Annotated in this window: 10 protein-coding genes and 2 pseudogenes; 5 read left to right on the top strand and 7 right to left on the bottom strand. The window is 44.9% G+C overall.

The genetic code is table 11. The features are described from left to right. Nucleotides 1–79 precede the first annotated feature (79 nt). Nucleotides 80–940 (bottom strand): LysR family transcriptional regulator, encoded by an 861-nt coding sequence (locus ACLIIY_RS04480; RefSeq protein WP_038895249.1) that lies wholly within the window; start codon nt 938–940, stop codon nt 80–82. Nucleotides 941–1,054: 114 nt separating this feature from the next. Here ACLIIY_RS04480 and ACLIIY_RS04475 point away from each other — a divergent pair, with 114 nt between their 5' ends. Continuing rightward, nucleotides 1,055–2,119 carry an HlyD family secretion protein gene (locus ACLIIY_RS04475; protein WP_009706953.1) on the top strand — a complete coding sequence of 355 codons (1,065 nt, stop codon included), beginning with the start codon at nt 1,055–1,057 and terminating at the stop codon, nt 2,117–2,119. A 9-nt stretch (nt 2,120–2,128) separates the two neighbouring features. Further along, nucleotides 2,129–3,148 (top strand): DUF2955 domain-containing protein, encoded by a 1,020-nt coding sequence (locus ACLIIY_RS04470; RefSeq protein ID WP_045412076.1) that lies wholly within the window; start codon nt 2,129–2,131, stop codon nt 3,146–3,148. Between the two features lie 802 nt (nt 3,149–3,950). On the opposite strand, the gene ACLIIY_RS04465 is transcribed toward ACLIIY_RS04470, so the two are convergent. The 3 genes from ACLIIY_RS04465 to ACLIIY_RS04455 form a co-directional block, all read right to left on the bottom strand. Further along, nucleotides 3,951–4,979, bottom strand: coding sequence for a methionine synthase (locus ACLIIY_RS04465; RefSeq protein ID WP_434528183.1), 1,029 nt, complete (start codon nt 4,977–4,979; stop codon nt 3,951–3,953). A gap of 30 nt (nt 4,980–5,009) precedes the next feature. After that, nucleotides 5,010–5,984 carry a DUF1852 domain-containing protein gene (locus ACLIIY_RS04460; protein WP_434528182.1) on the bottom strand — a complete coding sequence of 325 codons (975 nt, stop codon included), beginning with the start codon at nt 5,982–5,984 and terminating at the stop codon, nt 5,010–5,012. Between the two features lie 255 nt (nt 5,985–6,239). Beyond that, complete coding sequence (locus ACLIIY_RS04455) at nt 6,240–7,115, bottom strand: LysR family transcriptional regulator (protein ID WP_041058218.1); 876 nt, start codon at nt 7,113–7,115, stop codon at nt 6,240–6,242. A 112-nt stretch (nt 7,116–7,227) separates the two neighbouring features. On the opposite strand from ACLIIY_RS04455, the pseudogene eamB reads away from it, so the two are divergent. After that, nucleotides 7,228–7,812 (top strand): annotated as a pseudogene (gene eamB, locus ACLIIY_RS04450) (cysteine/O-acetylserine transporter). Nucleotides 7,813–8,068: 256 nt separating this feature from the next. Continuing rightward, nucleotides 8,069–8,425: pseudogene (locus tag ACLIIY_RS04445) on the top strand (regulator). A gap of 46 nt (nt 8,426–8,471) precedes the next feature. Here ACLIIY_RS04445 and ACLIIY_RS04440 read toward each other — a convergent pair. After that, nucleotides 8,472–10,262 carry a P-loop NTPase fold protein gene (locus tag ACLIIY_RS04440; protein WP_434528181.1) on the bottom strand — a complete coding sequence of 597 codons (1,791 nt, stop codon included), beginning with the start codon at nt 10,260–10,262 and terminating at the stop codon, nt 8,472–8,474. 436 nt (nt 10,263–10,698) lie between these two features. Between ACLIIY_RS04440 and ACLIIY_RS04435 the strand changes: the two genes are divergently transcribed. Then, nucleotides 10,699–11,313: a 3'-5' exonuclease gene (locus tag ACLIIY_RS04435; RefSeq protein WP_010447410.1), complete on the top strand. Its 615-nt coding sequence runs from the start codon at nt 10,699–10,701 to the stop codon at nt 11,311–11,313. A 55-nt stretch (nt 11,314–11,368) separates the two neighbouring features. Here the strand turns inward: ACLIIY_RS04435 and ACLIIY_RS04430 are convergent, their stop codons facing one another. Both ACLIIY_RS04430 and ACLIIY_RS04425 read right to left on the bottom strand, forming a co-directional pair. Beyond that, nucleotides 11,369–12,061: an ABC transporter ATP-binding protein gene (locus tag ACLIIY_RS04430; protein WP_434528180.1), complete on the bottom strand. Its 693-nt coding sequence runs from the start codon at nt 12,059–12,061 to the stop codon at nt 11,369–11,371. Nucleotides 12,062–12,083: 22 nt separating this feature from the next. Continuing rightward, a complete protein-coding gene (locus ACLIIY_RS04425; protein WP_005443345.1) occupies nt 12,084–13,367 on the bottom strand; it encodes an ABC transporter permease in 1,284 nt (427 codons plus the stop codon). Nucleotides 13,368–13,369 lie beyond the last annotated feature (2 nt).

The following is a 13,369-nucleotide window of genomic DNA, read 5'->3' as shown; positions in this document are numbered from 1 at the left end:
AAGCCTTTGAATAAAACGAATGTACCAGAAGCGCAGGATAATCAGATGGGCAAATTCGCAAAGTTATTGTCCGCTCACGCTATTTGAATCGTTCTCGAAACAGTTCAATCAGCACTTTTACCTTGTTCGGCAAAAACAGATTGGATGGATAAATCAGAGTCAGGTGCTGCTTAGGATGCGTAAACTCTGGCAGCACTTCCACCAACATGCCATCTTCCAATGCTGGTTTGGAATGCACTTGAGGGATAAATGCAATGCCGTTGCCTGCAATAGCCATAGAGCGAAGCAAATTCAAATCGTCAGATTTCAATGCCACATGCAATTCAGAGTCGAGTAAATCTGCGTTGTAACGGTTGGTGAGCAAACGATGGTGCTTTAAGTCTTCCATGGTTTTTAATGGTGAATGCGCCTCTAGATAGGCTTTAGACGCCACAAAATGGCTGCGATAAGGCAATAAGCTGAACTGAACATAACTGTCGTCCGATACTTTCGCCACGCTAGGAAGAAGCTGAAGATCAAATGCCTGACGCTTAAGATCGACACTCTCCTGATGGTTTTCAATTTCCACCGACATCTCAGGGTAACGCGTGGTGTATTCGTTAATGATCCAGTTAAACGCGGCAGAGCTCATCAATGCAGACGGAATCGCGACGCGCACCTTGCCGGTCAGTTCTTGTTGATATTCGTGCATCACATTCAAACCTTGCTGAATGTGCTCAATGGGTTGCCCCACCAGCTCAAACAGGCGCTTGCCGTGCTCGGTCAACTCAATGGTTCGCGTGGTTCTAATCAGCAATTGGCAGCCTAGCGCTTTTTCCAACTCCTGTAGTCTGCGGCTCACTTTGGAACGCTGTAACTGGTTAGCATCTGCGGCAGCACTGATACCTCCGTGTACAACGGTTTGGCTAAACAGGTGAAGATCATCAAAACTTACGTTCATTGTCCTACTTTTAGGTCATTCATGCACTTAATGTCATTCTACTGAACTGTGACCAACTTCTCTATAATCGCCTGTCTTATTTGCTTGTTAGCGCCATAAATTCAGGTATCTCTTATGACAGCGGATCATAAATTCAAACACTGGATGCGAACACTTATTGTCCTGTTCATTGTACTCTTTTTCTACATCATCATTGCTGACCGTCACGCGCCAATCACCACCGAAGGGCGAGTTCAGGGTTACGTAGTGCAAGTCGCGCCAGAGGTCTCTGGCAAAGTGACCGACGTGCTTATCGACAATAACCAGTCGGTACACAAAGGCGATGTGCTATTCAAAATCGATGACCGAAAATACAAAATTGCCCTAGAGCAAGCGGAGTTGTCACTGCAATCGGCTTACGAAAAAGAAGCCACCCTTTACTCACAACGTGAAGCGGCATTGGCGAACATTGCACGAGCAGAAGCGACCTACAATAACGCACACCGTGAATATTCACGTTTGCAAAAGCTGTCGAAACAGAAAGTGATTTCTCAATCCACTTTAGACAACGCTTTCGCCCAAAACCAAGTATCACGAGCTGCACTCAAAGCAGAACAACAAAACTTGAAAGTGATTGAAGCACAACTTGGTGACAAAAAAGGCCAAAGCACAGCAGTTCGAATTGCGAAAAACGGCATTGAGAAGGCACAGCTAGACCTAACCAACACCGCAGTCCTTGCTCCGAGTGATGGCGTGGTAACGAACCTGCAATTGGAAGTCGGCACCATGGCAAACACCAACATGCCATTGCTTACATTTGTACCAACAGGTTCGATGTGGGTTGCAGCGGATTTCCGAGAGAAGTCTGTGGCAGGAGTAAGCAAAGATTACCACGCAATGGTGGCATTCGATGCTAACCCAGGTTCTGTCTACGACTTCGAATTATCGAGCCGAGATTACGGTGTCGCGGCCGCACAACAAACTCCAAACGGCGCACTGACCAAAGTTGAAGTGAACAACCGTTGGGTACGAGATGCGCAGCGAACTCGCGTGAACCTTACTAGCGAAGAAGCCTTGCCTTCCTCTCTGTTCGTCGGTTCTCGTGCCACTATCGTCCTTTACCCAGACAACAGTCCGTTCTGGGCAATGATGGCTCAAGTTCAAATCTACCTTGCTAGCTGGTTCCACTTTATCTACTAGGCGGCTGCGATGAAAACCTTACGCATTTGGTTCGGCTGCTCAATGGGTTTGGCATTGAGCATGATCTTTGGTTGGTCTTACGGCTTTTTTGCCGTCATGCTGCCACTGTTCGTGCTCGGCCGTATGGACCACTTCAGTCTGCCACTGGTATTGATGGTGCTGTTCTCTGCAGTTTGGACCACGGTTCAAGCCACCTTTATTCTCGAATACTTACAGTTCCATCCCACTCTGATGTTCGCGGCAGTGGGCATTATGATGCTGTTTAAATGCATCGCGATGATGAATCCAAAAACCTACTTGTTTGGTTACATGGGATTGTTGGTTGGCTCGATCGTGCTCAACTTTGCGAGCTACGATTTCATGGATATTGAAGAGTTCAACGTCAACCTTTGGGTGATTTCGTTCAGTAATATCTTCGTCTGTGCCCTCGCCTATTGGCTATTCCCAGAGCCGGAATCGAAGATCTTACAAACAGAAATGACCACGCCAGTAAAAAGCGATATCGACTACATCAGCCAAGTCGCTATGGGTTGGGTGGTAGCGATGGCGGCGTTTTTGGTGTTCCAAATAGGTGATTTGTACGACTCGCTTTCAGCACAAGCTTCGATCCTTATCATCCTAACGCCAATGACACTAGCAGGCTCAATGGCCATGGCGAAAATCCGTATCATCGGCACAGCACTAGGTTGTATTGCGGGTATGACGGTGCAGTTAATCTTGGGCAGTTGGTTTGGTCATGGGTTACTGTTCTGGCTGGCGTTTACCATCGCTATGGGACCATTCTGTTTGTGGCTAACGAAAGGACAAGTCAAAGCCGCCATTGCGTTCTCGGCGATGTCTGCCCTGTCTGTTCCACTGACCACGTCATTAGTGCCTGAGCAGAAAGACGCGTTCTTCTCCATCTTGTACCGATTCAGTTCGATATTCGTAGCAGTGCTGCTGACCGCGATGGTGATGTGGGTGGTACACCACTGGATTCGCGTGATGTTATTGAAGCATCCTGAGATGAAGAACGTGGAATTGAATTAACGGGAACCGGGAAACGAAGCATGCCGCTCACCTTGCTAGGAGCGGCATTTTTATTTAGAACCGGTCACCCTGAACGTCGAGTAACGAGGTGATTCAGGATCTACCCACCGAGTGCCGTGAAGTTCAAAGGCTATCGCCATTTTCCAGTGAGTGGTTAGCAGATTCCTAGTCTCGTCTAGACTCGCTGGAATGACCCTAATTTTAGATACAAACCAAATAATTGGGTACGTGAGTAACGCATCTCCCAACATCCGTCATCCTGAACAGCGAGGGACGAGGTGATTCAGGATCTACCTACCCAGTGCTGTGAAGTTCGAAGGTTATCGCCGTTTTCCAGCTAGTGGTTAGTGAATTTCTAGTCTCGTCTAGACTCGCTGGAGTGACCCTACTTTGGATACAAACCAAATAGTTGTGTACGTGAACAACGACCTCCTAACATCCGTCATCCTGAACAGCGAGGGACGAGCGTGATTCAGGATCTACCCACCGAGTGCTGTGAAGTTCGAAGGCTATCGCGACTTCCCAACGAGTGGTGAGCAGATTCCTAGTCTCGCTTAGACTCGCTTGAATGACCCAACTTTGGATACACTCCACATATAAGAGTATCGCGAGCAACGTATCTACCAACGTCCGTCATCCTGAACAGCGAGGGACGAGGTGATTCAGGATCTACCTACCGAGTGCTGTGAAGTTCGAAGGCTATCGCCGTTTTCCAGCGAGTGGTTAGCAGATTCCTAGTCTCGCTTAGATTCGCTGGAATGACCCTGACTTTAGTTTATTGCGTCGAACCTAAGATTTGATATTAGCCAGCCAACTCTTTTCGAATGATCTCTGCGCCTGCGCTGAGTGCATTCAGCTTTGCCGTTGAAACTTCACGAGATAGAGGCGCCATGCCGCAGTTGGTGCATGGGTAAAGTTTATCAGCGTCGACGTACTTAAGCGCTTCGCGCAGTGTTTCTGCAACCTGTTCTGGTGTTTCAATCTCGTTGGTTGCCACATCAATTGCGCCAACCATCACCTTCTTACCACGGATAAGTTCTAATAGTTCGATAGGTACACGCGAGTTGTGACACTCAAGCGAGATAATATCGATATTGGACTTCTGCAGCTTCGGAAATACTTCTTCGTATTGTCGCCACTCAGTGCCCAATGTTTTCTTCCAATCCGTGTTGGCTTTGATGCCGTAGCCATAGCAGATGTGCACTGCGGTTTCGCACTTTAGTCCTTCAATGGCGCGCTCTAAACACGCAATGCCCCACTCGTTCACATCATCAAAGAACACATTAAATGCGGGCTCATCAAATTGGATAATGTCGACGCCTGCCGCTTCAAGCTCCTTGGCTTCTTGGTTAAGGATCTTTGCGAATTCCCAAGCCAGTTTTTCACGGCTACCGTAGTGATCATCATACAGCGTATCGATCATCGTCATTGGCCCCGGCAGCGCCCACTTTATTGGTTGTTTGGTTTGCTGACGCAAGAACTTCGCATCTTCCACAAACACAGGTTTGGTTCGGCTAACTGGGCCAACAACCGTCGGTACACTCGCGTCATAGCGGTTACGAATGGTCACGGTTTTGCGGTTCTCAAAGTCTACGCCGCTAAGGTGTTCAATAAAGGTCGTCACAAAGTGTTGGCGAGTTTGTTCACCGTCACTGACAATATCGACCCCCGCCAGTTCTTGCTCTTGTAAAGAGACACGCAGCGCATCGCGTTTGCCATCAATCAACTCGTCGCCTTGCAGTTTCCACGGTGACCAAAGCGTCTCAGGTTGAGCCAACCAAGAAGGCTTAGGTAAGCTGCCCGCCGTTGAAGTCGGTAATAGTGTTTTCATCGTCATTCCCTTTTAGATTCTCGTTTTCGATTACGCGTAATTTGCAGACCATTGCTCAAGGATGGCTTGATAAGGTTTGATGAAGTGTTCCTCAGCAAACTTCCCTTGCTCTTTCGCAAGCTGGCTGCGCTCTTCGCGGTCATAAACGATTTGGGTTAACGAGTGATCGAGATTCTTCAAGTTCGGTTGGTAACACTGGCCGGCTACCGCGTTCGCGTTGTAAATCTCTGGGCGATAAATCTTTTGGAACGTCTCCATGGTACTGATGGTGCTGATCAACTCTAGGTTAGAGTAGTCATTCAACAAGTCACCGAAGAAGTAGAATGCCAACGGAGCGACACTGTTTGGCGGCATAAAGTAGCGCACCTGTAAGCCCATCTTTTTGAAGTACTGTTCGGTCAATGACGATTCGTTTGGCTGGTATTCAAAACCCAATACTGGATGCTGGTTGTCAGTACGGCGGTAAACCTTGTTGTCCGACACACTCAAACAAATCACTGGCGGCTTTTGGAAATGTTGTTGGTACGATTCCGACTTCACGAACGCCTTAAACAGCTTGCCGTGCAACTCACCAAAATCAGCAGGAATACTAAATTGAGGCTGGTCTTTGTTGTGGTCTAACAGTAGAACGCTAAAGTCGTAATCGCGCACATAAGAAGAGAAGTTGTTACCGACAATACCTTCAATACGTTCATTGGTTTTGCGGTCAACAATGTTGGTTTTAAGCACTTCAATGGAAGGGAACGCTTCACCACTGCATTGGATATCCATATCCACAGAGATGATTTCCAACTCGACACTGTAACGATCGCCATTTGGGTTATCCCAATGTGCCAAGGCATTAAAACGATTGTCGATCATACGCAGTGCATTGCGAAGGTTATTTTGGCGGCTGTCACCACGAGCTAGGTTGGCAAAGTTGGTCGTGATGCGCGTGCTGTCTGATGGTTGGTAGTTCTCATCAAAACGGATGCTCTTAATAGCAAAGTTGAAATCGTTATTCATGGTGAGTTGGTATCCTATTTCCTTAGATAAACGCTGACTGATTCCTAACTCTGTTCTTGGGGATGGTTGTGTTTTTTGATTTTCCCAATCGTCAGTGTGTGCAGCGTTTACTTCGAAAATTCAGTTCAAAAACAGCTGTCACAGTGCCTAACACCAGAGCAGTCTGTTTTTTATACTTGCTTCGTTACTTGAATAACATTGGTAATACTTCACGTTGAACATGAAGGAATTTCATGGTTTGAGGAAAAAGCCTTTCTAGTGCGCGTTGCGCATACAGTCGATAAAGACTTCCATTGCGGGCGTAACACACTTTCCGGCATGGTAGCCACACAGCGGCTTGATCATTTGCGGTGCATCGGTAAACGCGAGCTCTTGCAGACTGCCCTCTTGCAGTTCTTTTTCGACAGTGAAGCGAGGCAGATAAGAGATACCGATATTACTCTCTACACAGTTTTTGATGGTGTTAATACTGCTCAGCTCAATCATGTTATCGATGCTGATGTTGCGCTCTTGGATGATGCTCTCAAAGGTCTGACGGAAAAGGCACTTAGGACCATTGCTGATGAATCCCAAATCAATGTGTTGATCCCTTTTCTGCAAATCTAATCCAGTTAGAAGCGGCGAAGCGACAAGGACTAACGGCTCTTGTTCAAACTCATGTACCTTGAGTGCATCATCATTACCAACACGGTAGAACACTCCCAAATCGGCTTTATCAGCAATCAATTCATCACGAATCTTATAGCAGTTTTGTGATTGCAGAGAGAGTCTTACTTTCGGCGCTCGTATTCTGAATTCCTTCAAAACATTGGCCATTTTGTAAGCGAGTTGCGTTTCTGCGATTAAAACCTTCAGCTCCCCTGTCGGCTCAGAACTCTCTTGTTGTGCCGTGCCTTCAATGTTTTCCATCACTCGTGCGAGCTCATAAACGTACGGAAGGATCTTTTCTCCTGCCTGAGTCAGCACCATTTTTCGGCCGATCTTTTCGAACAACTGTAATGAGAGATCTTGTTCTAACTGTTTGATCTGAAAAGTCACTGTCGATTGAGTGCAATAAAGCTTTTGCGACGCTTTAAGAAACGAGCCTTCCTCAACAATGGTTTTAAACGTAAGGAAACGCTTTAGATTCATGACCAAACTCCTAACCGCATAGTTCAAAAAGTTAAAACTCTCAGTTTAAATATATTCAATTTTTTAAATTATTAACGCGAAGTATAGTGCACAAAAAACAGGAGAGATAGAGATGAGTGCCATCTACACAGCATTTTTCACCTACGTCATCATTACTTCGATCACGCCGGGCCCTAACAACATTTTGTCGCTCAGTGTTGCAACCCAGCACGGGCTATAGCGTTCTACCAAAGTCATTTCTGGGATGTTCTGCGGCTATATTGTTTTGATGCTGTTGTGTGGCGTTTTCACTTACCACATGGTCAGCCTGCTTCCTGTAATTACACCTTGGCTCACATGGGTGGGGGCGGCTTACATCATTTGGTTAGCTTGGGGAATCGCGACAAGTGATATCAAAACCACATCAAAAGATTCTGAGGGCATCACTTTCTTGACGGGTTTTGGTTTGCAGTTCGTAAACGTGAAAATCATTCTGTACGGCGTAACATCCATCTCGACGTTTGTGTTGCCTTACACACAAAACATCTACTGGATCTTGGCCACCAGCCTAGTGCTCGCATTTATTGCATTGGCGAGCAACTTAATCTGGGCAATCGCAGGCAAACTGCTTCAATCGCAATTCCAGAAATATGGTAAAGCGATCAATATGACCTTAGCGGCGACGCTGATTTACTGCGCGGTGCAGTTATTTGTCTAAGATTGAGGTGATGAGACGCAGCGATTTCTGCGTCTCAAATTTGTAGATGGAGAAGCGGTTATTTTTGAGTGTACTAACTCAAAGTTGGACATAAATGTGTTTTAGAAATTCTAACATTAGCGATTAATGAATAATTTTTTATAAGGCAAATTTGCCAATTAGTACTTCTTCGTACAGTGGGCACTTTGGACACTTATGTCTAATGCGGTTACATATCTAATATTTTTAAAACATCTCTCTTTTGAGGGACAATTCAATGAAGTATCACGAAATGACAAAAAACTATATTTTTCGTGACTTTGAACGTGGTTTATCCGTCGAACAAGCTACTGAACTTTGTTTAAAAACTGGAGAACCGTCAAAGAATGGGATAAGGGGAAAACCATTCCACCGGAGTGCAGAAGATTGATGCGCATGAATAAGGGTAGAGAACTGAGCATCTGTGATGACTGGGAAAACTTCATCATGAGACATGATCGCTTAGAGCTTCCAACTGGTTACAGCTCAACAAGTGTTGATTGGCGTAGCATTGTTAGAACTAGGCGCTTCAAATGATATCGAAGTAGCTCACCAGATTCTAAAGTATGCGCGGGTGCTAAAGAAGATCGTGTAACGAAAAAAAGGGCTCCGAGTGGAGTCCTTTTCCATTTTAGTACTAGTTATAATGACATAAGGTCGTGATTAGTACTGTAACCTTTGATTTGTCTAGCAATAGCTTTGAGGTGTGAGCTTGATACTGAATACTTATCGCTATATTTCATTAAGATTAAATCTGCTAATTGATTTGCTCTAACATAATCATCATTGTTACATTTGCGAAGCTCTTGATACCTAGAGCCAATTCTCCTTGCAAATTCAAAGAGGTTTTCGTTATTCAACGACTCAAGAACCAATAATGCATCTTTTGGCATAATTCCGTTAAATATAGGTAATCCTAACTCTGGTCGTGTCATGTCAAATTTTGTGTGGTCTATCGCAGGTAAATCAAGCCAGAAATCAATTATGGCATCTACACTACGTGCCTCTTTAATATTTGATAAAACATTTTTTAGATATTCTTTGATATCTCCACAGAAACACTTACTCCCATAAGTTCTAATTTCAAGACTTATATCAATATTAATTAATTTTTTATATATTGATAGGTAGTCAATATGTTTTTTAAGTTTATCCTTGAAGTCATCCAAATTCATATTCAAGGAACCTCTATCTATGTCAGTTGCAACTCTTTCTGAAAAATTTAGTATTTCATTAGGGTGGACGATTGAGCAATCAATAAAGAATAGCTTAAAAATCTTTCGTCGAAGTAGGTCCGCACTTATATCATCAAGATACCAGTGCTGAAACATGTCGAGATATGTTGTTAAATCATTATTACCCTGCCATGCTTCAAACGTTCCTTTAAAGTACTCATCGATATAGTAACCATATCGGATTATGGAATATATAGAATATTGGCTAACGGTCGCATCGTGATGGAAGATAAAACTTAGTATTTTCTTTATTCCTTCATCGAGTTTCACCTCTTTATCAAAGTAACCAACTTCCTTTAGAAATTTATAACTATTAGCACTATCCTTGTTTTCAAATAGCTTTTTTTGACTTTCTGTTAGCATGTTGCTGTTTAACAAAAATGTCATTGATATTGTAACGAAAAAAAAGTTGAGGGCTCGTGAAGGTGATTTGTCAAATATTGATTTATTATTTGCATAAATGATCGCAAACAGTTCTATTGACGTGAAAATATTTCTTAAATTTTTAAATTGAAAGTCATGTATAAAATATGAAATTTCTCTTTTATATTTTTCTGTAAATGTATTAAGAACATCACACTCAGGATACTTATCTTTAAATAAAGGGCTTAGTATATTTTCAATAATATAATTTACGTCATGAGAAAAGTGATACTGATATCGTATGGATTTTTGTAATGCCTTATTTAAAGATTGGTTATCATTCTCATCCAGTCTATTTTGCGCACATATTATAATGGTACGAGTATTGTACTGTTCAACTAGCTTAGCTACATATGAAAGGCAGATATCTATATCTCCATTCCACCTTTCTAGATCATCTAAACATATTATAAGTCTTTTTGAGTTTTTTATTTTATCTTGCTTGTAATACTCGAAGACTGACTTTATAGCAAAGCCAATTCCGCCAAATCTAGCCTGGTCTGACGATAGAGATATTGAGTTAAACGCTCCGCATAACTCTTCATTTTGGTCGATAAATGCCATTGACTTATATATCTCATTCTCAATCTCATTTATAGTTGACAAACCAAATAGCGAAATATGCAAAAAGCTATCTTTGTGAAATGTGTCTAAGTACTTTCTTACAAAGTCTGTCTTTCCTGTACCCCAGTCACCATCAATTAAAATAGCGTAATCAACATGATTGGAGCTGCAGTACTGCTGTATAGCATTGCGTGTATCTAAGGCGTTCATCTCATGCTCACTTTGATAGGTGTCCTTCTATCGTACCATTCAAGTCAGTTTATATTAAATGAGTTTTTTCTTAAGTAAGATAGACTTACAAGCAATCAATGTTTAAAACCTAGCGCGGTGTATAAAATGGACATTCGCCTTTGGTTTTGGTGGAATTTACCCCCGTAATACAACACGGGGATTCACAACTAACAACATTAGAAAAATGGATAACTTTTAGTAAGGCAAAACCCAATTAACAGGATATGAATGAGTATTTACTCTGTCTGATAATGGGGCATTTACGTGTCACGCGCGCACCGTCAGCGCACCTTTTAACACCGATTGTTTACCTCGACTTACCCAGATTCCTCACACAACTAGCACTCACCCCGACTTCCCTTTTCCACCACTTTCAACGATACTCTTGCGCCCTATTGTTCAGTTGGAAAACTTCATGCCTCAAGCTAACTCCGTTGTCGTACTCGACTTTGAAACCACAGGTCTGTCTCCGAATATGGGTGATCGCGCGATTGAAATCGGTGCGGTTAAGATCGTCGATGGTGAGGTGGTCGATAGTTTTCAGCAACTTATGAATCCTGGCTTTCGTGTGAGCTCATTTATTGAGGGCTACACAGGCATTACCAATAACATGCTACGCACCGCGCCTAGCTGCGATGAAGTGATGGCTTCGTTCAGTGAGTTTATTGCGGGTGAGAATCTTATCGCGCACAACGCATCGTTCGATAAGCGATTTCTGGATGCGGAACTGGAGCGAATCGACTGCGGTTACTCTGGTGAGTTCGCGTGTTCTTTATTGGTAGCACGGCGCCTGATTCAAGATGCGCCATCACACAAGTTGGGTGAGTTGGTTCGTTACAAGAACATCGAAAACGACGGTGTATTCCACCGCGCGTTAGCCGATGCACAGGTAACAGCAAAGCTGTGGTTGTTGATGGTAGAAGAGCTTGAGCAATCCGGCATTGCAGCGCCAAGCTTTAAGTTTATGCAGACGGTAAGTAAGACAGCAAAAGGAAAAGTGGATCAGCTACTGGCTAAAAGCCGCGCTTAATCCACTCGAGTATTCACGCTTCATCGTTCGAGAGATTATCTCCAACGCTGGAGCGTTATTGCGGCACTCTATCCGAAATTACCTTGCCATCTTTGATGGTGATTATGCGTTTGGTGCGCTCTGCTAGGGCGTTATCGTGCGTCACTATGATCAATGTTCTGCCTTCGGCGTGGAGTTGATTGAACAAGGCTTCAATCTCCGCGCCGGATTTCGAATCCAATGCCCCTGTTGGTTCATCCGCTAAGATGATTTGCGGATCATTGACCAAGGCTCTCGCAATCGCGACCCTCTGTTTTTGACCGCCAGAAAGCTGGTTTGGTTTGTGGTCGAGACGATCCCCTAGCCCCACTTGTTCTAACAACTTCGCGGCACGTTGACGGCGCTCTTTGGCTTTGATGCCAGAGTAAACCAACGGCAGTGCCACGTTATCCAACGCTGTCGCGTATTCCAACAAGTTAAAGCTTTGGAAGACAAACCCTATCTTTTGGTTGCGAATACCCGCTAGCTCGTTCGCGCTTAAACTTGCCACATTTTGACCGCCCAGTTGGTACTTACCATCGGTCGGTTTATCTAAGCAGCCGAGCATATTCATTAGCGTTGATTTACCCGAACCAGACGGGCCAAGAATCGAAAGAAACTCACCTTGAATGATGGTTAAGTCAACGCCGTCTAGCGCGCGCACTTCCGCTTCTCCGCTTGAGTAGTATTTGCAGATGTTGGTTAGCTCAACAAGTGGTTTGTTCGACATCTTCTCTCCAGAATTCTTATTATTATTCACTTTGCAGTGCCTCCAACGGGCTCACTTTGGCGGCTCGGTTTGCTGGCAACCAAGCGGATGCAACACCGATGATCACCAAGGTGGTAATCACAATCGCGACGACAATCCATGACAGCTCTGGGACTGGCTTGCCAAGGTGCTCATAGAACACGTTACCTTCAAGGTTGATGGCGCTGATTGCCGATACCAACGCGTAAGTCACGCCTAATCCCAACACGCCACCTAACATCATGGTCATCAGTGATTGCACCAAGTAGTGCAAGCGAATCGCCGTTGGTGTAGCACCGACCGCCATTCGAACGCCAATGTCACGGGTTGAACGCTTCACGGTCGCGTACATAACGTTGGCAATCCCCACGCCCGCGACGGCAAGGGTGACAAAGCCGATGATGCCAAGGAAGCTTTGCAGGCCAATCAAAAACTGCTGCATGCTTTTCTGTTTGAGGAACATGTCTTCCACTTGCACCACTTGCTCATCACTGACGCTAGCGCCATGTTTGCGAGCAATGACTTGGCGAATGGTCTCTGCGAGCTTTTTGCGGTCAGTATTGGCTTGTGGCTCCACGTTGATGCCACCAATATCGCCATTGGTATGAAAGCGTTGCCACGTTGCTAACGGTACAAAGCTGGAATAGTTGATTTGGTCGCCCTGTTCAATCTCGGCGCTGCTCTTCTTCAATACACCAATCACGGTGAATTCTTCGCTGCCAATCTTGACCTTTTCCCCAACGGGATCGGTTTGCAGTGTCACTGGCGCGAACCAGCTAAAGTCATCGACAGGGTTGAACAAGTCAGCCGCGAGCGAATAACCCAGTACGACCACTTTGCGCATCTGCTTTTGGTCGAGTGGGTTTAGCCAACGTCCGCCATCCATTGGTGTTAGATTGGTCATTGACGCAAAATCTGTGGTGACGGCTAATGGTTCTTGCCATGAGCCTCGGTCGCCCACAGTAATGCGCTCATTCCAAATTGCGGTGGGTGCAACGCTCTTCACTTCTGGAAGGGCTTTGACCACATCGGTATCGTCGACTTTTAAGGTTAAGAATTTGCCTTGGTGAAAAGCGCCATAATCGACCGTCGCCATACCACCCGTTAGGTAAATCAGGTTCCCGTTGCCATTTTGCGCGGTTCTTAATACGCCCTGACGAATGCCCTCGCCCACGGCCAGCATTGCGGCGATACACAAGGTCGCCCATGCCACAGCAAGAATGGTTAAGCCCAAGCGAAGCTTTTCTGCCGCCATTTCCTGAAAGATTTGTCTCATTGGTAGCAACATGA

Origin of the sequence: Vibrio sp. K4 (assembly GCF_051122595.1) — a bacterium.
GTDB classification, from domain to species: Bacteria; Pseudomonadota; Gammaproteobacteria; order Enterobacterales; family Vibrionaceae; genus Vibrio; species Vibrio owensii.
The sequence above is the reverse complement of the archived record's forward strand: the minus strand, read 5'-3'. Positions and strand labels throughout refer to the sequence as shown.

What these genes read in the sequence shown, in the direction of transcription:
- ACLIIY_RS04425 (WP_005443345.1), bottom strand. Translation starts at nt 13,367, where the DNA reads ATGTTGCTACCAATGAGACAAATCTTTCAGGAAATGGCGGCAGAAAAG.
- ACLIIY_RS04480 (WP_038895249.1), bottom strand. Translation starts at nt 940, where the DNA reads ATGAACGTAAGTTTTGATGATCTTCACCTGTTTAGCCAAACCGTTGTA.
- ACLIIY_RS04435 (WP_010447410.1), top strand. Translation starts at nt 10,699, where the DNA reads ATGCCTCAAGCTAACTCCGTTGTCGTACTCGACTTTGAAACCACAGGT.
- ACLIIY_RS04440 (WP_434528181.1), bottom strand. Translation starts at nt 10,262, where the DNA reads ATGAACGCCTTAGATACACGCAATGCTATACAGCAGTACTGCAGCTCC.
- ACLIIY_RS04460 (WP_434528182.1), bottom strand. Translation starts at nt 5,984, where the DNA reads ATGAATAACGATTTCAACTTTGCTATTAAGAGCATCCGTTTTGATGAG.
- ACLIIY_RS04455 (WP_041058218.1), bottom strand. Translation starts at nt 7,115, where the DNA reads ATGAATCTAAAGCGTTTCCTTACGTTTAAAACCATTGTTGAGGAAGGC.
- ACLIIY_RS04465 (WP_434528183.1), bottom strand. Translation starts at nt 4,979, where the DNA reads ATGAAAACACTATTACCGACTTCAACGGCGGGCAGCTTACCTAAGCCT.
- ACLIIY_RS04470 (WP_045412076.1), top strand. Translation starts at nt 2,129, where the DNA reads ATGAAAACCTTACGCATTTGGTTCGGCTGCTCAATGGGTTTGGCATTG.
- ACLIIY_RS04475 (WP_009706953.1), top strand. Translation starts at nt 1,055, where the DNA reads ATGACAGCGGATCATAAATTCAAACACTGGATGCGAACACTTATTGTC.
- ACLIIY_RS04430 (WP_434528180.1), bottom strand. Translation starts at nt 12,061, where the DNA reads ATGTCGAACAAACCACTTGTTGAGCTAACCAACATCTGCAAATACTAC.